21 protein-coding genes are annotated in these 21,814 nt (G+C 43.3%); 15 read left to right on the forward strand and 6 right to left on the reverse strand.

Annotated elements, in window-relative coordinates; genetic code table 11:
* The first annotated feature begins 345 nt into the window (after positions 1-345).
* The 8 genes from ICN26_RS06420 to ICN26_RS06455 all read left to right on the forward strand — a co-directional run bounded on the left by ICN26_RS06420 (position 346) and on the right by ICN26_RS06455 (position 9,095).
* On the forward strand, positions 346-900 hold the full coding sequence (locus ICN26_RS06420; protein ID WP_216267680.1) for a demethoxyubiquinone hydroxylase family protein: 555 nt from the start codon (positions 346-348) through the stop codon (positions 898-900).
* Between the two features lie 41 nt (positions 901-941).
* Positions 942-1,550 (forward strand): DsbA family oxidoreductase, encoded by a 609-nt coding sequence (locus ICN26_RS06425; RefSeq protein ID WP_216267681.1) that lies wholly within the window; start codon positions 942-944, stop codon positions 1,548-1,550.
* Positions 1,551-1,978: 428 nt separating this feature from the next.
* Entirely contained in the window at positions 1,979-4,765 is a 2,787-nt protein-coding gene (gene ppc, locus ICN26_RS06430; protein WP_255534420.1) for a phosphoenolpyruvate carboxylase, read from the forward strand.
* A gap of 125 nt (positions 4,766-4,890) precedes the next feature.
* Entirely contained in the window at positions 4,891-5,235 is a 345-nt protein-coding gene (locus tag ICN26_RS06435; RefSeq protein WP_046330019.1) for a nucleotidyltransferase domain-containing protein, read from the forward strand.
* Positions 5,232-5,612, forward strand: a complete 381-nt coding sequence (locus tag ICN26_RS06440; RefSeq protein ID WP_216267683.1) for a HEPN domain-containing protein — start codon at positions 5,232-5,234, stop codon at positions 5,610-5,612. Before ICN26_RS06435 ends, ICN26_RS06440 begins: the two co-directional genes overlap by 4 nt.
* A 135-nt stretch (positions 5,613-5,747) precedes the next feature.
* Positions 5,748-6,545, forward strand: coding sequence for a hypothetical protein (locus ICN26_RS06445; RefSeq protein ID WP_216267684.1), 798 nt, complete (start codon positions 5,748-5,750; stop codon positions 6,543-6,545).
* A gap of 18 nt (positions 6,546-6,563) precedes the next feature.
* Complete coding sequence (locus tag ICN26_RS06450; protein ID WP_216267685.1) at positions 6,564-7,394, forward strand: hypothetical protein; 831 nt, start codon at positions 6,564-6,566, stop codon at positions 7,392-7,394.
* 12 nt (positions 7,395-7,406) lie between these two features.
* Entirely contained in the window at positions 7,407-9,095 is a 1,689-nt protein-coding gene (locus ICN26_RS06455; RefSeq protein ID WP_216267686.1) for an amidohydrolase, read from the forward strand.
* A gap of 798 nt (positions 9,096-9,893) precedes the next feature.
* Here the strand turns inward: ICN26_RS06455 and maiA are convergent.
* From maiA to ICN26_RS06475, 4 genes are read right to left on the reverse strand one after another with little or no spacing between them, the layout of a single operon-like run.
* Positions 9,894-10,547, reverse strand: coding sequence for a maleylacetoacetate isomerase (maiA, locus tag ICN26_RS06460; protein ID WP_216267687.1), 654 nt, complete (start codon positions 10,545-10,547; stop codon positions 9,894-9,896).
* On the reverse strand, positions 10,547-11,335 hold the full coding sequence (locus tag ICN26_RS06465) for an alpha/beta fold hydrolase (RefSeq protein ID WP_216267688.1): 789 nt from the start codon (positions 11,333-11,335) through the stop codon (positions 10,547-10,549). Before ICN26_RS06465 ends, maiA begins: the two co-directional genes overlap by 1 nt.
* A 47-nt stretch (positions 11,336-11,382) precedes the next feature.
* Positions 11,383-12,903, reverse strand: a complete 1,521-nt coding sequence (locus ICN26_RS06470) for an aldehyde dehydrogenase (RefSeq protein WP_216267689.1) — start codon at positions 12,901-12,903, stop codon at positions 11,383-11,385.
* Positions 12,904-12,933: 30 nt separating this feature from the next.
* Complete coding sequence (locus ICN26_RS06475; RefSeq protein WP_216267690.1) at positions 12,934-13,614, reverse strand: GntR family transcriptional regulator; 681 nt, start codon at positions 13,612-13,614, stop codon at positions 12,934-12,936.
* A 209-nt stretch (positions 13,615-13,823) separates the two neighbouring features.
* Here ICN26_RS06475 and ICN26_RS06480 point away from each other — a divergent pair, with 209 nt between their 5' ends.
* Genes ICN26_RS06480 through ICN26_RS06505 form a run of 6 tightly spaced genes read left to right on the forward strand, consistent with a single transcriptional unit; the run spans position 13,824 to position 19,145 of the window.
* Positions 13,824-15,071, forward strand: a complete 1,248-nt coding sequence (locus ICN26_RS06480) for an ABC transporter substrate-binding protein (RefSeq protein WP_216267691.1) — start codon at positions 13,824-13,826, stop codon at positions 15,069-15,071.
* Positions 15,072-15,081: 10 nt separating this feature from the next.
* Positions 15,082-15,942 (forward strand): branched-chain amino acid ABC transporter permease, encoded by an 861-nt coding sequence (locus ICN26_RS06485; RefSeq protein WP_216267692.1) that lies wholly within the window; start codon positions 15,082-15,084, stop codon positions 15,940-15,942.
* Complete coding sequence (locus ICN26_RS06490; RefSeq protein WP_255534421.1) at positions 15,939-16,874, forward strand: branched-chain amino acid ABC transporter permease; 936 nt, start codon at positions 15,939-15,941, stop codon at positions 16,872-16,874. The genes ICN26_RS06485 and ICN26_RS06490 overlap by 4 nt, the downstream gene beginning before the upstream one ends.
* Before the next feature lie 3 nt (positions 16,875-16,877).
* Positions 16,878-17,618 carry an ABC transporter ATP-binding protein gene (locus ICN26_RS06495; protein ID WP_216267693.1) on the forward strand — a complete coding sequence of 247 codons (741 nt, stop codon included), beginning with the start codon at positions 16,878-16,880 and terminating at the stop codon, positions 17,616-17,618.
* Positions 17,608-18,327 carry an ABC transporter ATP-binding protein gene (locus ICN26_RS06500; protein WP_255534422.1) on the forward strand — a complete coding sequence of 240 codons (720 nt, stop codon included), beginning with the start codon at positions 17,608-17,610 and terminating at the stop codon, positions 18,325-18,327. Before ICN26_RS06495 ends, ICN26_RS06500 begins: the two co-directional genes overlap by 11 nt.
* On the forward strand, positions 18,327-19,145 hold the full coding sequence (locus ICN26_RS06505) for an alpha/beta fold hydrolase (RefSeq protein WP_369411801.1): 819 nt from the start codon (positions 18,327-18,329) through the stop codon (positions 19,143-19,145). The genes ICN26_RS06500 and ICN26_RS06505 overlap by 1 nt, the downstream gene beginning before the upstream one ends.
* 766 nt (positions 19,146-19,911) lie before the next feature.
* On the opposite strand, the gene ICN26_RS06510 is transcribed toward ICN26_RS06505, so the two are convergent.
* Positions 19,912-20,241 (reverse strand): hypothetical protein, encoded by a 330-nt coding sequence (locus ICN26_RS06510; protein ID WP_216267694.1) that lies wholly within the window; start codon positions 20,239-20,241, stop codon positions 19,912-19,914.
* Entirely contained in the window at positions 20,219-20,509 is a 291-nt protein-coding gene (locus tag ICN26_RS06515; RefSeq protein WP_216267695.1) for a hypothetical protein, read from the reverse strand. Before ICN26_RS06515 ends, ICN26_RS06510 begins: the two co-directional genes overlap by 23 nt.
* A gap of 460 nt (positions 20,510-20,969) precedes the next feature.
* On the opposite strand from ICN26_RS06515, the gene ICN26_RS06520 reads away from it, so the two are divergent.
* Positions 20,970-21,812 carry a methyltransferase domain-containing protein gene (locus ICN26_RS06520; RefSeq protein WP_216267696.1) on the forward strand — a complete coding sequence of 281 codons (843 nt, stop codon included), beginning with the start codon at positions 20,970-20,972 and terminating at the stop codon, positions 21,810-21,812.
* The last annotated feature ends 2 nt before the right edge of the window (positions 21,813-21,814 follow it).

The raw sequence follows: 21,814 nt of genomic DNA on the forward strand, positions 1-21,814 counted from the left end.
GTGTTAGGGTTAACACTTAAGTAGTATGCGCTCAATTTATTGATGGTGCAGAGCGACAAAAACCCCTTTATTAGTAGTTTTATACGTAAAAGCCTCGACAGGTAGAGAATGTTGTTTGACTTTTGAACGGCCTCAAAAGTCCTTCAGTCGCCTTTAGGCGACTTCTTTTTTAAAGTAACCGCAAAAGCGTAATGGAAATCAGAGTAACGACGTAATAAGCCCCAAAGCTTGGCCCTAACATCCATTTTGATTCCAGTGATTACCTTCAATAATAAAAATGAGATTGATTCAAAAAATGCGACAGTTTTATGACGAGATAGTCAGTTACATCAGGGCATGTTTAAGATGAGCGCCGTGATTGAGCCTGGCATAGCTCCATACTCTGAATACCTAGAGCAAGAACTTCGATCTGATCATGCGGGTGAAACAGGCGCTGTCTATATTTACAAAGGAATCATCGCTATTGCAACCCTATTTAAGAATCAGGAGCTCATCTGTTTTGCAAAAGAACATGGAGCAACTGAGGCAGAGCACTTGCGGCTAATAGAGGCTGTCTTTGAGGAAAAGTATCGTAGCCGTTTGTTAGGGCCATGGCGGATAGCGGGATGGCTAACAGGAGCCATACCAGCATTATTTGGCAGAAAAGCGGTCTATGCCACTATTGATGCAGTTGAGACATTTGTAGAGCAGCACTACCAAGAGCAGATTAATCACCTTAAAACACATAGCGGCTATGAGCAATTGCTTGACCTCTTAGTCCGTTGTCAAGCCGATGAGATTAATCATAAAAATGAGGCACGATCAAAAGTCTCCCCCTCATTACCCTTAGCCCTAAGAGCATGGTGCGCTATGGTGGGTAGCGGCTCAGCCGTAGCAGTTTTGCTGGCAAGGCGTATATAAAAAAATGATGAATGTAGTGAGTTACTAAAGGTAAAAATACGATGATTCAGATCCAGGTCTGGGCTGATTTTGAATGTCCATATAGTTATTTTCAAACTATTGTTCTTGAAAAAATACAAGCGCAGTATCAAGACAGAGTGGAGATAGTGTGGAGGGCATTTGAGTTAACTCCAGTCGATGGCAATATTTTGCCGTCAAAGTCCTATATCAATACTTTTGATGAGGCCAAGCTAGAGCTCATTGTTGTAAATGAGGGGCTTAAGCTCTTAACGCCAAAATTTCTGACCTATACATGGCTTGCACAAGAGAGTGTGTACTTTGCTAATTCACAGGGGTTATCGCTAAAGCTTGCTAGAGCATTATTCGATGCATTCTTTTTAGAAGGACTTGATATTGGCAATGAAGAGGTGGTCATGCAAATTGCTTCCCAGAGTGGAATTGATTGCCAACTGTTAAGGCAGGCTCTTGATAGCAGTGAGCTGACTAAGCACGTCATGGCTGATGAACAAGAATTTAAGACCTATGGTTTCCAAGGATTACCGGCAATGTTAATCGGTGAGAAAGATTTTTCACCTAAGAGTTTTATGCCCATTAATGGATATAAAACGTTCGATGAATTATCTGCAATTATTCGAAGTCTTAATATCTAAAGGCGTAGGCCGCACGTTTAGATTGTACTTTCTGAGTCATGTTCCACCAAGGTCCGCTTTGGGTCGGCCTCTACCGGCCATTAGCAGTTACAGCATAGGGCTGCTTTGTGATCAGCAACAGTCCATTACTATTCCTGACGCTGCGATGTCGGTTTAACCGACAGTAGATAATTCGGGTCTCCCAAAGACTCAAAACTGCATTGCACAGTTTATTACACAGTCCTGATTTATGCGTCTAAGTTATTGAAATATATAAACTATTGAGCAGCCACAAATCCTTCTAAGGCGTAGGTCGCACGTTCGAATCGTGCTGGGCAGGCCAAAGGCCTGACTGGCCCTTGATATTTAGTCAAATTACCTGCTCGATTGGCTTTAGCATCGATGAGTTCACATAGCATATGGACGGCCTTGCTATAGTGATAGTTAATATGAAAAATACTGAATTACCGTTAATTGATGATATTCGTCTATTGGGAAAAATTCTAGGCGATATAGTTCGTGAGCAAGAGGGCGAACCTGCCTATGCTTTGGTAGAACAAGTCAGAAAATTATCTGTAGCCTTTCATCGTGATGCAAATCAAAAAGCTAATCAAGAGTTAGGCAAACTACTTAAAGGCCTTACTAGCGAAAGCGCTGTAAAAGTACTTCGTGCTTTTACTTACTTTAGTCATTTAGCTAATTTGGCTGAAGATAGGCATCACATTCGTCGTCGCATAGCGCATGAGCGCGTTGGTAGTTATCAAGATGGCAGTATTCCCATGGCAATGAAAAAGCTTCAAGCTGCAGGGGTGACTAGCAAGATGATCTCCAAGGCATTAGAAGAAAGCTTGATCTCGCCAGTACTCACTGCACATCCAACTGAAGTGCAAAGAACGAGTATTTTGGAGGCTGAGCGAGATATTGCTAATCTATTAACTGCACGCGATCAGATTAAAGAATCATCTAGAGCAAACAACCCTAAAAAAGATGCCTTGTTAAATAAAGAGCTTAAGGCAAATGAAGAGCAAATTCGCACACGAGTACTTCAGCTCTGGTATACGCGTTTATTGCGGTTTACTAAGCTCACGGTTGCTGACGAGATCGAGAATGCTCTCACCTATTACGAGACCACTTTTTTAAGAGAGATTCCCAAGATCTACGCTCAATTGGAAGACTCGCTTTCTGGGAATGCTGTAGCTAGTTTTCTGAAGATGGGTCAATGGATTGGTGGCGATCGCGATGGGAACCCCAATGTCAGCGCTAAGACACTAGAGTACGCTGTTTCAAGACAGGCTGAAATGGTCTTACGTCATTACTTAACAGAGGTGCATTACTTGGGTAGAGAGCTATCTGTATCTGCATTGCTTCTGAAATTTCCAAAAAAGATGCAAGAGCTTGCAACAAGTTCGCCAGATACGAATGAGCATCGTCAGGATGAGCCTTATCGAAGGGCGCTAACTGGCATTTATTCAAGACTTGCAGCTACTTTAAAGCAATTGACCGGTACTGATGCAGCTCGCCATGCAGTCCCGCCTCAAAACTCCTATATCAGCGCACAGGAATTTATATCTGATCTCAAGACAATTGAAGCTTCACTCATTTCTCAGGGTGCAAAAGTACTAGCGGATCGCCGCTTACGTGGCTTAATCAGAGCGGTTGAGGTTTTCGGCTTTCATTTAGCTACTGTTGATTTGCGTCAAAGTTCAGATATGCATGAAGCTGTTTTGGCTGAGTTGCTTGGTATGGCGTCGATTCAAAAGGAATATCCAAATCTCTCTGAACAGCAAAAACGTGAGCTTTTGCTATCTCTCTTAAAAGATCCAAGACCACTGCGAGTAGTTGGCCATCAATACTCTGAGTTTGCACTTTCTGAAATCGTTATTTTTGAAATGGCTAAGAGGATACGCAAGCTTTTTGGTAATGACGCTATTCGCCACTACATCATTAGCCATACCGAGACTGTCAGTGATCTACTAGAAGTTTTATTGCTGCAAAAAGAAGTGGGCTTAATGCATGGAACTTTAGGTAAGAAGTCCTCAGCTGACCTCATTGTTGTACCTTTATTCGAGACAATTGAAGATTTGCGCAATGCTGCGCCAATCATGCAGGATTTTTATGCCTTGCCTGGCATTTTAGATTTAGTAAAGCGCTCTGGTGCTGAGCAAGACATTATGTTGGGCTACTCCGACTCCAACAAGGATGGCGGTATTGTCACTAGTAATTGGGAGTTGTATTGCGCAGAGCTTGCTTTGGTTCAGGTATTTGAGCCTCTAGAACAAAAGCATGGGGTGAAACTGCGCTTATTTCACGGTAGGGGTGGCACAGTAGGCCGTGGTGGTGGCCCAAGTTATGAGGCAATCCTCGCTCAGCCTCCAGGCACGGTTCGGGGTCAAATTCGTTTAACCGAGCAGGGTGAAGTGATTGGATCAAAGTATGCCAACCCTGAAATTGGTAGACGTAATTTAGAAACATTAGTAGCCGCCACCCTAGAGGCCACGTTATTAAAGCCAACTAAACAAGCTACCAATGCTTTTTTAGATGCTGCCGCACAAATTTCTCAAACGAGTATGGATGCGTATCGACGTCTCGTATATGAAACCCCGGGATTTGCAGAGTATTTCTTTGATGCAACGCCAATTCGAGAGATTGCAAAGCTCAATATTGGTTCTAGGCCGGCTAGTCGAAAGGCTAGTCAGAAAATCGAAGACTTAAGGGCGATTCCATGGGGATTTAGTTGGGGTCAGTGTCGTCTAACACTCCCAGGTTGGTTTGGCTTTGGTTCTGCTGTTGATGAGTTCTTAGATCATCCTCAGGCTGCAGACAAGAAAGCGGCACTCGCTCTTTTGCAAAAGATGTATAAGGATTGGCCATTCTTTAGGACCTTGTTATCGAATATGGATATGGCCCTAGCCAAGAGTGATTTAGCATTGGCTTCTCGTTATAGCGAGCTAGTCCCTGATGTGAAGCTGCGCAAGAGGATATTTATTGCTATCGAAGCTGAGTGGAATAAAACAGTAGATGCCTTAAACTTGGTCACTGGTGAAAAAGTACGTCTAGCCAACAATCCATCCTTAGCAAGATCGATACGGACCCGCTTTCCTTATATCGACCCACTACATCATTTACAGATCGAGTTAGTAAGACGCTATCGAGCAGGCAAGCATGATGATAGGGTGCAGAGGGGTATACATATTGCTATTAATGGAATTGCGGCCGGACTTAGAAATACTGGCTAGATTAAAGCTTCTAAGGCCCAGGCCGCACGTTCGAATCGTGCTGGGCAGGCCAAAAATCCAACTAGTACCCCTATTTAGTGCGTATCTGTTGCTCAGATACCTATTTCTTAGCATAATTACATCATATGAATACAGCTCTGATCGACTTAGCTACTCAAAATGCAGCTCATGCATTTATGGAAAAAATTGCACATCAATATGATGTCAGCAAGGCTTTTTTGTTCGGTAGTCGTGCTCGCAATACGCACCAAGGTGAGAGTGATGCTGATATTGCTATTTTATTGCGAGGCAAACCGGGCCGCTTTATGGCTACTAAGTTTGCGATGGATGATCTGGCCTATGATGTTCTATTGGACTCCGGCATTCGCATTCAGCCTCTACCTATTTGGCAGGAGGAGTGGGATCACCCAGAAAATTATTCCAATCCGAGTCTTTTAAGGAATATTCAAAATGAAGGCATTGTTCTTTGAGGGCGAAAGAACTTTTTACTAAAGCTCAAACTGCAGCAGCTTCAGCTCGAATTTTGTTAAATGCTGGGGATGTTGATGGTGCTTGTAACCGTGCTTATTACGCCATGTTTGATGCTGCTAGGGCAGCTCTTTTGGCATCTGGTATCGATGAATCAACAGTCAATACAAAGACCCATAGTGGCCTTATATCAAAATTCAGTCTTGAGCTTGTTAAATCTGGTCAAGTTTCCGTAGAGCTTGGCAAGTCACTAAACAAAGTCGAGGATCTGAGATTGATGGCGGACTATAAAGGGGATGCCATTTTGGAAGAGGATGCCACTTGGGCAGTTAATCAGGCCGATATATTTGTTGAGACCTTACAGACCACTTTTAGCTAAGGCGTAGGTCGCACGTTCGAATCGTGCTGGGCAGGCCAAAAACTTCAAAAATATTGGTAACTACTACCTAGGAAGTACTAAAGTACCTTCTATATCTAATAACTTTAATTAACATATAAATTCAAAGGGGTAGGGATGTCAATATTCTCAAAAAAACTAGTTGGATTTTTGTCGATTTTAATGGTGACTTCACCAGTGTTTTCTCAAGATAGCAATGTTTCAAATCCACTACCAAAAGTCTCGCAAGAATGGCGTTTTGAAGCAACTCCCTATGTATGGGCGCCTGGCATTAAAAGCACTATAAATTTTGATAATGGCCTTGCTAAAACTGCTGATTTTTCTTCAAGCAATGTGCTTAATAATCTAAAGTCTGGCGCGATGATGACTGCTGAAGCACACAAGGGTAATTGGGGCATCATGGGCGATCTTGTCTCGGCAACCTTACAAAATTCAGGATCAATTCCCGTATATGGCGGCGCTGCCACCGTGGCAGACAAAATTACGCTGCAGCAAACGGTTTTAACTGGTGCTGCGACTTATACACTTGCTAATACACGGGACATATACGTTGACGCCTTGCTAGGAGCTCGAGCAATTGATATCACGGCTACCTTAAACGGCAATTTAGTGGGTACTGCTGAAAAAGAAACAATTTCAAAGAAAACCTCAACGGTCGACCCTATTATCGGTGCTAAGGGACGCTACCGTATCGCAGACTCTAGTTGGTATCTACCTGCCTATGCTGATATCGGCGGCGGTGGTGGCACTACGAATTTGACATGGCAGGTGATGGCTGGCATTGGTAAATCATTTGGTAGCTTGATTGATGCGTCATTGACGTATCGCGCGCTGTATTACGACATGAAGGCTGGTGGTGTTTTGCAAAAGACCACGATGCAAGGCCCGCAAATGGCCATTACTTTTAAATTTTGATTCTGAACGACTGGTCCCATGAAAATATTCAAATGTATTCTTGTAGTTATCGCAGCGACTGCATGGTCTAGTCTAGTATCTGCTCAAAGTAGCAGTACTCCCGATGGGGGTGTGGATAAGGTCGGCATTGCTAAAAAACTAGCCAACCCGATTGCCAATATGATTTCGGTGCCACTGCAATACGAATTTAGTCGTGGTGTTGGCAAAAATCAGGGGGGCTCAGAGCAGACCTTACTCTTTCAACCGGTGATGCCATTTAATTTGGGTGGTGGAGATACTTTCATTGTTCGCCCAATTGTCGCCGGTGTAAGAGAGGTCAGTGTTCAGGCTGCGAATGGACAAAGCTTTTCTGGCTATGGCATTGCCAGCGTTACGGTGGAATCGTTTTATGCACCCAACACTAATTCATCTTGGATCTGGGGGGTAGGTCCCTATGCCGTATCTCCCTCGGGCAATAGCGGCAAGTTTGGCTCACAAGAAACTGGTGCTGGTGTGACGGGTGTAGTACTCAATCGTCATGGCCCCTGGACGTATGGATTGCTAGGTTATCAGTCTTGGAGTGTAGGTGGCAATCCAAGCTTTGGCACGCAAAACAATTTATATGGCCAACCGTTTGTCGCTTTCACCAACAAGGACGCATTTACTTATACCGTGAATATGGAGGCGCAATATAACTACGACACGCATCGCACATCCAACCCCCTATATGTCGGCGTATCGAAATTAATGGTATTTGATGGTGTACCTTTGCAGTTTGCCGCTGGCCCTATGTATTACATCAGTAATACTCCAGGTGGTCCGTCAGGATGGGGTGCTCGCGCCACAGCAACCTTAGTTATTTTAAAATAAATAAAAGCATTTATGAAAAAATTTCAATGTTATCTATCGGCACTCCTTCTTTTAATTGCCACCCAAGTCTTTGCCGACAATGCAGCGATTTATTTCAATGGTGACATCCTGACGATGGAGGGTGATAAGCCACAGTATGCTGAAGCTGTTGTTGTAAAGGGTAAGAAAATTACTTTTGTCGGCAATCTGCGAGACGCTTTAAATGGAGCCGGCGCTAATCCAGTAATGCAGGATTTAAAAGGTCAAACTTTACTACCAGGATTTATAGATGCCTGGGGCCACTTTACCCTGATTGCTCAGAACACTCTCGCTGTCAATCTAGGGTACTTTTCAAAGAATCCGCCAAAAACTACCAAGCAGCTAATAGACCGCTTGAAAGCAGAAGCAAGGCCATTTAACGGTTGGATTATTGGCGCAGAGTATGCAGACGCTTTTCTTACCGATGGCCCTTTAACCATTGCTCAGTTAGATGCAGCATTTCCTAATCAATCAGTATTTGTTAATAATATTTCTACCCTGACCGGGATCGTGAATACTGCGGGACTCAAGAAGCTAGGATTTACCACAGCCACTAAAGTGACACAAGGCATGCTGCCCGTTGATCCAAAGACAGGAAAACTTACTGGTGAGTTGATTGGTGACCCTAATTTCGAGGCAACAGTGAAGGTATTCGGTAAGTATTCTCAAGATTTAATGATGGAAACTTATCGCAAAGCCGAACAGATCTATGTCTCAAATGGATACACTACTGCGCAAAGCTATGAAACTACGATTCAAGATATTAGTAATATGCGCCAAGCAGTTGATCGCAATGTGATCAGCTTAGACCTGATTGCGCTACCCACCTATGATGTGGTTGATCAATTGCTTGCAACTAATAAAAATTATCCTTTTGGAGTCTATACCAAGGGTGATGGCGGCTTTAAGGTTGCTGGAATATTGGTTTCTACAGATGGTGCGCCACAATTACGTTTGGCCTATTTCACCAAGCCTTATAACGACACCACAGGATTTCCAAAAGAATGGCGCGGGATGGCTGTTGCTTCTCAGGATTTGGTTAATAAGTACGCAAAGTTAGCTTATGAAAAAAATATTCAGTACTTCGGCTATTCCAATGGCGATGCTGGTATTGATATGGCGCTTTCTGGAATTTCTAAAGCAATAAAAGAAACAGGCGTTACTGAAGATCGTAGATCAGTGATCTCCCATTCATTCTTTGTTCGTGATGATCAATTGGACCAATATAAAACCCATAAAATCCTGCCTCAATTTATGCCTAACCATATTTGGATGTATGGCGATGTATATAGAAAGATTCTAGGGGACGAGAGGGCTAACAATATGGTTCCGCTGAATTTGGCTAAGACAAAAGGAGTTCAATTTGGCCTTCACAATGACACGCCTTCATCTGGCCCCAGTGCATTGTTCACGATTTGGACTGCGGTTAATCGCAAGACCTATGGAGGCAGTACTTTAGGACCCAATCAACGCATAGATCCATATACCGCTCTGCGTGGCTTTACTGCTATGCCTGCATATCAGTACAAAGAAGAGGCATCAAAGGGCACTATTACAGCTGGAAAACTTGCGGATATGGTGATTCTTGACCGCAATCCAATGAAAGTGGACCCAATGGAAATTAAGGATATTCAGATTGTGAAGACCATTAAGAATGGTAAGGATTTGTTTATTCGTCCATAGTTGGACAAATTGTTTTTTTGAGGTTAAGTAAACTTCGTGCGATAGATTGCTTTGTGATTAGCAACAGCCCATCGCGGCCCTGACGCTGTAATGTCGGTTTAACCGACACTAATTAATTCAGGTCGCCCAAAGACCCCAAACTGCACTGCACAGTTTATTACACAGTCCCGATTTATTAATCTAAGTCATTGAAATATATAGACATTCCAGTAGCCACGAATTCTTCTAAGGCGTAGGTCGCACGTTCGAATCGTGCTGGGCAGGCCAAAGGCCTGGCTGGCCGATGAGATGACTCCAAAAAACCTTGTTTTATTTAATTCAGTTGACCAAGCTCGCCCATCTTATGGAGCGCCCGGGCAGGGCGTAGGTTGATTCTGGATGACTGCTTTCGGCCAATTGCGGACTTTCAAGAAATGATATAAAAAATGATCGTTATGTTGAAAGCATGACTTTAAAACACAATTTATATCTACGATTACGCAATGACCGTATTCCAGGACTTTTAGCACCCGAACTAATAGTTTTTTTCGAAGTCTGCCAACCTTAACTTCAAGGTTATTTTTAGTAGTGTTCGGTTCGCCGCTTAAGTGCTGCGCCACTTGCTAATGCTCAAGCGAATTTGAGGGGGCCAGGAGTCTGAGTTATTAAATGCTGTGAAGGATAGACATCCAGCTTGGACTGATTGAGCCAAAAGCTACCTCATTTTTAATCGGGAGCTTACTGCTTAAAGGGCTAAGTCGACTCAGTTGCTGCCAAGCGTGCTTTGAAATTCTGATAGATTTTTATAGGACTTGAATACTATACTTGATTGGGCGCACCTGTTTGTTTCAGGGGGTGGGCGTTTGAAAAGCTGTCCAGCTTCATACAGTTTTCAAAGATGCCGTTCAGAATGGGGGCCGTATTCATATCTACACCAAAAATTTTAGCGCCAATGACGTGGGATACCAGGGCAATATCAGCTATGGTTAGCTCATCACCAAATGAGTAGACCTGAGACTTTGCCAACTTCTTCAGCATATTTTCGATGGCTTCATTGCCTTCAGAAAACCAATGTTGAGCCCATCTAGTTTGATGAGACTCATCCAAACCCCATTCTTGATTCAGAAAGTTTCTAACTCGCGGTATGATGAGGGGGTGGGTATCGGCGATAGCTATCAGAGCTAGCGCTCTGACCTCTGCTTTGTCGATAGGCATACTGGGGATCAGTTTTGGATTAGGCCAAACATCTTCGATGTATTCAAGAATGGCTAGCGACTGACCAATTTCATGGCCATCATGCTTAAGCAATGGCACTACATGCTGAGGATTGATTAAGCTGTATGCTTCTCCAAATTGTTCCCCATTCGCTAAATTGATCGATATCTCTTCAAAGGGGACTCCCTTCAGCGATAGCGCAACCCTAACTCGATAAGCTGCTAGGGATCGCCAGTATCCGTAAAGAGTGACTTTCATTATTTGGTGTTTATGAAGTTTCGAATCGCATCCATAAAGATGGCTGGTGCCTGCAACTGTGGTACATGCGCTAAGCCTGGCAGGATATTTAATGTTGCGTTTGGCAGCCCAGCATGAAGTTCTACAGACATGGATGATGGAGTGGCTTCATCCAATTCTCCAACTAGCACGAGCACTGGTTGGAACACTTTTGAAAGTTGATCGCGAATATCAAGTCCAGCTAAAGCGGAGCAGGCACCGTGAAAGGTTTCGGTATCGAGAGCTAAGAAGCGTTTTTTTCTATCCGCAACCAAGCTTGGGTTCTGTTCCTGAAATTCTGGAGCAAATAAGCGGCGCATTGCCACATCTGCAATCGCTTCCAACCCTTTTTCTTTAGCAGCGGCTGACATGCCTCTGAAGGCTGCACGCCCTGGTTCAGTGAACATCGCACCGCAATCAGCCAAGATTAAGCGTGCGGCTAATTGTGGGTGGCGAATGCTGGTAATTAAGGCTATAAATCCGCCATAACCGTTACCCAAGAATATTGGCTTTTCAGAAAGTTTCAGGGATTCAATGCCTTTAGCAATATGATCAGCGATCACATTAAGGTCACCGCCCACAAAGTCAGAGCCTTCAAATCCGGGAAGATTTAAAGTGATAACTTGATGAGTTTTTTCTAACTCATGAGCTAGTGGCTTAAAAGAGCTGCTGTCTGCAAGCAATGAGTGGAACAAAATAACTGGGGTGCCTGTGCCTGTAATTTCCAGACTCAACTTTTTGTTGTCGATATTTAGCGTTTGATGTGCCATATTATATTGTTCCTTTAGTTCTTATATTCTTAAAACTACTTTTCGTATTAGTTCAGTCGTGGCTGGCTAGCAGTATCTTTGTACCAGTCAAATGGCGCATCATCCAATCGAATCATGACACTCTTAGTTTCAAAGTGTTGGTCAAATGACTCTGTTCCGCACTCGCGGCCAATTCCTGAGTCTTTGATGCCGCCCCAAGGTGAAGCTGGATCCAAGCGATGATGGTCGTTTACCCAGACAATGCCGCATTTAAGTTTTGCAGCAACACGGTGGGCTCTAGTGACATCATTTGTTCGAATTGCACCAGCCAAACCGAACGGAGAGTCATTTGCCAGTTCAAGACCCTCTTCTTCGGTTGTAAATTTAGTAACCGATACAAATGGGCCAAATACCTCCTCTTGGAAGATGCGCATGTTTCTAGTAACGTCAGCAAAAACAGTCGGCTCTACAAAGAAACCATTCTGAAGACTTGGGTCAGTAGGCACCTTGCCTCCGGCAACCAAGCGTGCTTTATCTTCATTTAATCCAATATCGATATATTTCAGAACGCGCTGCTGCTGGCGAGCTGAAACTACAGGTCCAAGTTGCACACTAGCGTCAATGGGGTTTCCGATACGAATCGATTTTGCCTTAGCTGCCAACTTTTCTACGAACTCATCGTAAATGCTTGCCTGAACAATTTGACGGCTACCACAAATACAAGTTTGTCCTGCGCCAATGAAGGCGCCAAAAGCAGCGTAGTTCACTGCTTGATCAACATTGAAGTCGTCAAACACGAGAACAGGAGTTTTGCCGCCAAGTTCTAATGTTTGGTGGGCGAAGTTACTACCTGCTAAAGCCCCGGTAATACGTCCAGCTTCGGTGCCGCCAGTCAGCACCCATTTTGCTAAACCAGGATGCTCAGCTAGCGCTTTGCCAGTAGAGGGCCCAAGTCCGGTGATCACATTAAACACTCCAGGCGGCAAGCCTGCTTCAACGAATAGTTGCGCGAGGCGCAGTGTGGTTAGTGGAGTGTACTCAGATGGCTTCACTACGGTAGTACAACCAGATGCCAGCGTAGGGGCTAAGCTTTTCACCATGATCATTAAAGGATGATTAAATGGTGTGGAATTACCGACAACACCAATTGGAGTGCGCAAGGTGTAGTTAAGGTAGTTGCCATCTACTGGAATGACGGAATCACGGCGCGCAATGGCAAGACCTGCGTTGTAGCGAAAAAAGTCAGGTAGACGCGAAACTTGTGCACGCGTTTCATTTAAAGAGCGACCATTGTTAGCAGTTTCTAAGGTGTAGATCTCTTCTAAGTTGGCTTCAAACACATCCGCTAATTTATTAATTAATTTAGCGCGTGTGCGATTAGACATTGAACTCCACTCGGGACTAGCAAATGCTTTTGCTGAGCTCTTCACTGCCTTGTCAACATCGGCATCAGTTGCGTGTGAAATTTGCGCAAGCATCTCACCAGTCGCTGGATTTAATACATCCAGTAAATCAGGCTGGGAGGCCGGAACTTCCTTACCATCGATAAATAGTCCACGGATAGGTGCTTGCTTTTGAGTTGTTGGCATGAGGATCCTTATTAAAAAATATGTGTTGAATTAACTGACGATCATTCCGCTTGACACAGCATTGCTGACACGCTTACCTGCTGCAAGCACATGCTGCTCCGCTAATCTCTGGGCGGTCTTGACGGATCTAGATTGAATACCATCTATGATTTCGCGATGTTCTGCTACCAATGCTTCCGGAGTTCCATGATCTATATTTCTAACGCTAATTTGCACAGCTCTTTCCATCAGATCAATGAGGTCGATCAGTTGATCACGCATTCTTGGATTGCCGCCTAATTCAGCTAAGAGTCGGTGGAATTTTTTGTTGTAACCGATAAAACCATCGGGCCATTGGTCCCGATGAAAGCTCTTGAATTGATCAAGCATTTGAAGTTGCTCATCACTGGCATTACGAATGATGCGTTCAATATTGGCGCGCTCAAGGGCAGCTCGCAAATGAAACATGTCCAACATATCAGAGATGGATACTGGTGCAACGCGGTATCCTTGACGGGGAATAGTAATCACAAGACCTTCGCGCTCTAGGCTAATGAGCGCATCGCGGACGGGGGATTTACTGACCTCAAAACGAACCGCTAACTCAGCCTCTCGTATTTCAGCGCCAGGCATAAGATTGCAAGTCAGAATGTCATGACGCAACTCTTCGTAGACTCTTTCTCGAAGCAGTCGGCCGTCAGATTCTATGGGTTCTATGGTGGTACTTGCCATGGGCTTAAAAATATTAGGTAGTCCTTAATGATCCCTGCTAATATATCACAAGAGCTTTTTACGGGTATAGGTAAAAATATAAGCAATTGATTTTAAACAATAAATAAATTTTCAAAGGACTTATTGATTTAATTAAATTTTATTGTAGTATATCAAGTAGATCTACAAAACAATTTTAAAAGACTACCAAACATCGTGAGGAGACATTCATGTTGAACAAGATACGTTTAAAGGCTGTAGCACTTGCCCTAGTAGGCGCGTTATTGGCACCAAGCTCTTTTGCCGCTGATAAGGCGCCAATTAGAGTCGGATTTCTAACTATCAAATCAGGCGCTCTTGCTGCTGGTGGAAAGCAGATGGAAGAAGGCATTAACTTGTTCATGAAGGAGCGTAACAATACGATTGCAGGCAGAAAGATTGAGCTTTTTGTCGCCGATACATCTGGTCAGCCAGCAATTACCAAAACCAAAATGCAAGAGCTCGTTGAAAAAGATAAAGTTCAAGTCATCATTGGACCATTAGCTGCATTTGAGGCATTAGCTGTGGATGACTATATTAAGAAGGTAGGGGTTCCAGTGATATCCCCTTCAGCTGGAGCTGAAGATTTAACCCAGCGCAAGCCAAATCCTTGGTTTGTTAGAGGCGTTGGAACTTCTGCCCAACCAAGTCATGCTCTTGGAGAGTATGCCGCTAAAGATTTGAAGTACAAGCGCATTGCTATCATTGCCGATGATTTTGCTTTTGGCCATGAAATTGCCGCCGGATTTCAGAGAACTTTTGAAGAAAATGGCGGCAAGGTAGTTCAAAAGCTATGGTCTCCTTTGAACGTAGCTGACTATGGTACTTACATTGGTCAGATTAAGCCAAATGTGGATGCGGTATTTGCGGCCTTCGCTGGCGGTAACGGCGTGAAGTTTGTAAAGCAATATAGCGAGTACGGTTTAAAGGGAAAAATTCCTCTCCTCGGCGCAATGACCACTGTAGATGAGGGTATCTTGCCTTTCATGGGTGATGATGCGCTAGGCGTAATTTCTACTGGCTGGTACTCTGCGAACTTAAACAATGCAGCTAATACAAAGTTTGTTAAGGATTTCAACGCAACGTATAAAAAAGATCCTGGCTACTATTCTATGGGTGCATATGGTGCAGCTTTAATGCTTGAGCAAGCACTTAAGGATGTCAAAGGCAATATTGAAGATAAGAATGCATTTATGGCTGCATTACGTGCAGTTCAGTTGCCAAATGATCCAAGAGGTAAGGTTACCTTGGACGCCTTGGGCAACCCGATTATGGATATTTATATTCGTAAGGTTGAGAAAAAAGACGGTAAGCTCAGCAACGTTGTGATTAAGACTTATCCATCGGTTAGTCAGTTCTGGACATATAAAACTAAAGACTTTCTCTCCAATCCCGTCTATTCAAGAGATTACCCGCCAGCGACGAATTTAGAGAACTGATTCTTTAATAATGTCTTTTTGGCTAATTCAGAGCCTCAATAGCCTTGCTCTAGGGGGAGTTCTTTTCACCCTAGCAGCAGGCTTTTCATTAATTTTCGGATTAATGCGTATCGCTAATCTTTCACATGGTGCTTATTTCATGTTGGGCGCTTATGTTGGGTTAAGCGTGATCGAGGCGGGGCACTCTTTCTATTTAGCCATTTTGGCTGCAGGGATAGCGATTGGTCTTTTGGGCTGCATTGTTGAGTGGTTAATTTTGCGTCGCCTTGCCGGCAACAGCTTGTCTCAGGTATTGGCGACTTTAGGGGTTGCTTTCGTCATTGCCGATTGTAGTCTTTGGTTTTGGGGTGGTGATCCTCGTCCAGTCGCTGCACCCAGTTTTCTGAGTGGCGGTGTTCAGATATTCGGGCAAACGTTTCCTCTTTACAGAATTGCTTTAGTAATTTTTAGTATCTTTATTGCGCTTGGTTTGTGGCTATTACTAGAAAAAACCAAACTTGGTGTCATGATTCGTGCCAGTGTTGATGATCGCCAAATGGCACAAGGTATTGGTGTACCAGCTACCAAATTGTTTTCAATTGTTTTTTGTTTGGGTGCTGCATTAGCAGGGGTGGGTGGTATTGCTGCAGCCCCAATTCTTTCAGTTTACCCAGGCTTAGATGCGGATATGCTGCCAATTGCATTGGTAGTGGTGATCTTGGGGGGTCTCGGTAGTTTAATGGGTGCATTCATTGGCAGCTTCCTCATTGGATTTATCTACAGTTTTGGTCAAGCGCTTTTTCCAGACTTGGCTTACATCATCTTGTTTTTACCAATGCTCATCATTCTGGCAGTTAGACCACGTGGCTTGTTCGGAAGGATAACTGCTTGAACCGCATTTTTTATATTGCCATTTTCGCGGTACTACTTGCCCTCCCTTTGATTCTTGGGGGCACTTATTACACTAACTTAGCGAGCCAAATTCTCATTGCTGCAATTTTTGCAATGAGCTTGAATTTACTTGTGGGATATGCTGGCTTAACCTCTCTAGGCCATGCAGGGTATCTTGGCCTAGCAGCCTATATCAGTAGTTGGCTGACAGTAAAGTTGGGATGGGATCATGCAAGTACTGCGGCGATTGCAATCATCGGAACTACCGTCATTGCAGGAATCTTTGGTTTGATTGCCCTGCGTGCAACAGGCATTAGTTTTTTAATGATTACTTTGGCGTTCGGTCAGATTCTATGGGGCTTAGCTTATCGCTGGGCTAGCGTTACCGGTGGCGATAATGGAATATCTGGTATTACAAGACCGCCATTTTTTGGTTTGGATTTGGGAGAGGCTAGTTATTTTTATTACTTTACTCTGTTCATCTTTTTGTTGGTTTGGATTGCGATTGCAGTCTTAGTGCGATCTCCTTTTGGAGCCACTATCCGAGGAACTAAAGATCAGCCTCGTCGTATGAGTGCGCTCGGTTTTAATGTCTGGTTAATTCGCTGGATTACTTTTACAGCCTGCGGCTTCTTTGGGTCTATTGGCGGCATCATGTACGTCTACTATCACCAATTTATTAGCCCCCATAGTCTGTCATTGGCCAATTCTGCTGAAATGCTACTGATGGTGATTGCTGGTGGTGCTGGCACTTTAGCTGGGCCAGTCATTGGAGCTGCCTTGGTGATGCTACTAAAGAATGTGGCAAGTCAATATGTTGATCATTGGGTCACTCTCCTCGGCTTGGTATTTATTTTCATTGTGATGTTTATTCCAGGTGGAATTGTTGCTGGATTTATGCGCATTAAAAGCGCATTTAATACACCCAAGTAAAAAATGAGTCCTATTCTTGAAGTTTCTGATTTAAGCAAATCTTTTGGTGGCCTTAAGGTAACCAAAGGAGTTAATCTTAGTGTGAACCCAGGAGAGCGGCACTTGTTAATTGGGCCAAATGGCGCAGGCAAAACGACACTATTTAATTTAATCGCAGGAGACTTAGCCTCTGACTCAGGTTCCATTAGGCTCAATGGGAAAAATATTACCAAGCTCACGACTGCTAAGCGTGCGCAACTCGATCTAGCTAGAACTTATCAAATCTTGACGCTCTTTGGTAAGGATAATTTAATCTCGAACGTGAAATTGGCATTGTTAGGAAAAATGTCGCTGCGTTGGAAGTGTTGGGGCGCATTCTCGACAGAGCGTGCCTTAGATAAAAAAGCGCTAGATATTTTAGAAAAGGTAGGGCTGGACTCCAAAGCCTATTTGCCTTTAGAGCAAACATCGTACGGTGAGAAGCGTCGACTTGAGATTGCTATGGCCTTGGCTCAAAATCCAACTATCTTATTGCTGGATGAGCCTTTAGCAGGCCTGTCTACTGAAGAGCGTGAAACGATTACGACATTGCTACAAGGCATTAATCGCGCTATCACCATACTGATGATTGAGCACGATATGGCAGTTGCCTTAGCTTTCGCTGATCGAGTAACGCTATTGCACTATGGTGAAGTGATTACAAGTGGTACGCGTCAAGAGGTAGTAAATGATCCCCGTACCAAGGAGATATATCTTGGCCACTAATACTATTTTGAGGGTCGAGGGCTTGAATGCTTTTTATGGCGATAGCCATATTCTTTACGACGTTTCCTTTGACTTAAAAAGAGATACTGTACTTGCACTCCTTGGAAGAAACGGCGCTGGAAAAACAACCTGTATTAGTTCTATTATTGGCTTTCTAGCTGAGCGTAATGGCTTAATTGAGCTTGACGGGGTGCCATTGCAAAAACTCTCTCCTGAGAAGATTTGCAAAGCAGGCATTGGGATTGTTCCGCAAGGGCGACGTATTTTCCCTAGCCTATCGGTGAAAGAAAATCTTGAGGTAGCCTATCAAACGCCTCGTTCCGCAAGTTGCCGAAAATGGGTTCTTGAAGATATATTTCAGTTTTTCCCGCGCCTTCAAGAACGTCAAAATCAAGTTGCAGGGAGCTTGTCAGGGGGCGAGCAGCAGATGCTTGCTATTGGTAGGGCGTTGATGACCAACCCAAAAGTATTGTTGTTAGATGAGCCATCTGAGGGTTTAGCTCCGCAAATCGTTAAAGAAGTTGGCAATATTATTGCGATGCTCAAGCCATTTATTTCGATTGTATTGGTTGAGCAAAATCTCAGTCTTGCTTTAAGTGTTGCAGATGATATTGTTTTGCTCAATGGAGGCAAGGTAGTGTTTTCTGGAACTAAGGCGCTTTTTAATGAAAAGCAAAATGAATTACAAAGTCATTTGAGTGTGGAATAGTGAGCGGAGCAATGGAAGAGCACTTAAAAACTAGCAAAATTGGTAAATACGATATTCAGTATTTAGATATTGGTGAAGGTATTCCTGTTGTCTTGATTCATGGCTTGGCTGGCGATTACAGTGCCTGGACTAGTCAGATTCAAATCTTGAAAGATCATTACAGGGTTATTGCTTTTGATAACCGTGGAGCAGGAAAAAGCACCCAAATTGATGAGCCTATTAGTACCCAAGATTTGGCAAAAGATACCTTGGGCCTGATGGATTCTCTTGGTGTGCAGTCGGCACACATCGTCGGTCGCTCGATGGGTGGTGCGGTAGCGCAGCATATGGCACTAATGTCCCCTGAGCGTGTGAAATCCTTGGTGTTGTGTGCATCATTCGCTATTTTGGATCCTCTAGGGCGTCGTGTTCTGTTTAATATGCGGGAGGCGCTTGAATGGCGCATGAATTGGGCGGATCATGCCCGTCACTCAGTACAAAACTTTGTATCTGCTGATTTTTTTAACCACAAGCAAGAGCAAGTGAAAAAGATTGAATCCTTAATTGGTGGCGAAACCAGATTACCAGCATGCTACATTCGTCAGAATGAAGCATGTCAAAATCATGATACAAGCACCCAATTGGCTCTGATCAAGCAGCCAACCTTAATCATGGCAGGAACAAGCGATCCTATTTGTTCATTAACTGCTACGCATACTCTCAGTAGTGGAATTCAGGATTCGCAAACCATCTTATTTGAAAATGCTAGCCATTTTTTCTTAATGGAGCAAGCAGAAAAATTTAATCACAGCCTCTTAAGTTGGCTTAACTCGCATTAATTAAAAAGCCCTCTTAATAGGGGGCTGGTTCACTGTCTAGGATCGTTTTGTAGTCAGATGAGTATGGCAGCTAGATACTTATATAGCGCATAAAGGATTTAAAAAATCTTTTAAATGCGGTTTAAGCATACACAGAAATCCTTAATTACTATTGACGCATATTAAAAAGACCTTTTGTAAAGACTAACTATCAAACCTCTTATTTAGATCGTAGCGCCGGCACCATAAGATAGTCTGTAAGAAAGCCGGATCAAGGCGCTGTGCTGGCAGAATTTCTTGGGGAAACTCAGCTACGTAGTTGTAGTTACTTAATCCTAGTTTGGTGACGATGCTGCCATACTAGTGGCGCTGCATCCCCATCAAAGCCATTCGCCTTTTATTAAACCGCTAAATCTATTTTCTAGTTGTTTTTTGAGAGGCTGCTTTGGGTCGTTTTGAGCCTACCATCGGTAAGTAAGGCGAAGATCTGCTTTATGTAAAGCAACACTTTATCTCAGCCCTGGTGCAACGCTGTCGGGTGAACCGACAGTAACCAATGCAGGTGGCCAAATATCACCCAAAAATAATTGCACAGTTTATTGCACAGTCCCGATTTATGAGTCTAAGTCATTGAAATATAAAGACTTTTGAACAGCCACGAATTCTTCTAAGGCGTAGGTCGCACGTTCGAATCGTGCTGGGCAGGCCACTTTACTAGGGTCCGGACCGGACACATGGTTTACATCCAGCACCGAGCGCATAAATTTACAGCTGCTAGTCACCCTAACTATTTTTTCCCATAAGCGGCATCATGGTCTGGCTCTATCAATAAGACTCGTAAAAAGTGATTTTCTCTAAAGCCAATCCCTCGAATCGATTTGCTTACACGAAAGGAGTAGAGCGCTTCAATATTTTTAGGGGCTGCAATACTGTGAATCTTTTCCCATTTCAAGCCCTTATCTCTATAGACCTGATTCCAGGTTAGTTGTGTGCGCTTATTAAAGGTAGCAAATGCCTTTTCTTGCTCAGCTAGCTCTAAATCACTCCAGGCGGATTTAAAAACAGGACTATTAAGATCGAGTTCGACTAATGGCTCAGGCTTTACGCTTTGTGCCATGCGCTTTAGCCATTTTTAATTTAGAAAGGTCGCTTACTTTAGCGGGTGTTTTTTGTGCCCAAGCTAAAGCAGCAGTTAAATCCTTTTTAAGGGCTGGCGTATGCATCCACTTTTCATTATCTGGAACAACAGTGGCAGTACGAATCAACCAAACTCCAGGCTCTGGGTTTTCAACTAGAACTTGACGTCCTGCATATTCTTTTCCAAGCGAGATTTGCCCACTCGATCCAATTGATTTAATAACTTGGTGATCTATAACTGCGCCCATGACATTCTCCTATATTCATGCAGCATTATTGCATGATTGCATGATTGCATGAATTTTGTCAAATAATGCTTATTGAGCGTTGAAAGCTAGATGAGGATTTTGTCTTTTAAGCAGTACTTATGTATTGCACAGTGCCATTTTTACACTGTAAGCCATTAAAATATATAGACTTTCCAGCGGCTATAAATTCTTCTCAGGCGTAGGTTGCAGATTCGAATCGTGCTGGGCAGGCCAAAATATCCAACTTCGTCCGGCACTCAGCTTGGTTTAGTAATAGCCAAAATCACTCTGCCTATAAATTTCCTCTACGACAGATCTTCTTTAGGGTGCATTTGTTGAAATACGTATTTTTCTGAATAGTCTAAAATAATTAAGTCAAATCAGAATATTTACTCTGCTATGTCTTTTCTTAGTTCTTCACTGTATAAATCATCTAACTACTTTCTTTTATGGAAATTTTATGAAGTATTTTAAAGTTTGGTTTACTATTTTCAGTGCTTTTTATACTCTCAATACATTTGCCCAAGGCGTCTTAGACGGTGGCGATGATCAATATAAGCCTCGAGTTGGTCAAGAGGGTAAAGACGTGGTTTGGGTACCTACTACGAACGAGTTACTTGCCATCATGTTAAAAACTGCCAAAGTCAATTCTAACGATTTAGTCTATGACCTTGGCTCTGGCGATGGCAGAATAGCGATTGCAGCTGCGAAAGATTTTGGTGCGCGAGCTGTTGGAATCGAATTTAATCCCGCAATGGCAGAATTAGCCCAGCGTAATGTTAATCGCTCTGGAGTTGGCGATCGCGTGAAGATTATTAATGGTGATATCTTTGTAGAAGATTTTAGTAAGGCATCTGTGGTCACCATGTATTTATTGCCTGAATTAAATATCGCCTTACGTCCTACGATATTAAAGATGAAGCCTGGCACGCGGGTAACATCACATGCATTTAATATGGGTGATTGGGATGCGGATATTGAAATCGATAGTCCTGCTAAAGCTTACTATTGGGTTGTTCCTGCTCAAGTGCAGGGAGAATGGTTAATTTCTGGAATGGAGCCAAGTAGGACGATTTTAAAACTGTCTCAGTATTTCCAAAAAATAGGCGGTAGTATTCAAATTGGCAATGATTCACAACCTCTTCTCAACCCTAAATTAGATGGGTCAACTCTGAGCTTCACATACCTTGATCGTGATAAAAGTTCACATTTTGTGATGTTGACTGTAGATAATAATGAGATCAAGGGCATCTATAAAAGTAGGTCTTACAACGACAACAAAATTACTGGTAAGCGTCTTTAAGA

This window comes from Polynucleobacter hallstattensis, assembly GCF_018881835.1.
GTDB lineage: Bacteria > Pseudomonadota > Gammaproteobacteria > Burkholderiales > Burkholderiaceae > Polynucleobacter > Polynucleobacter hallstattensis.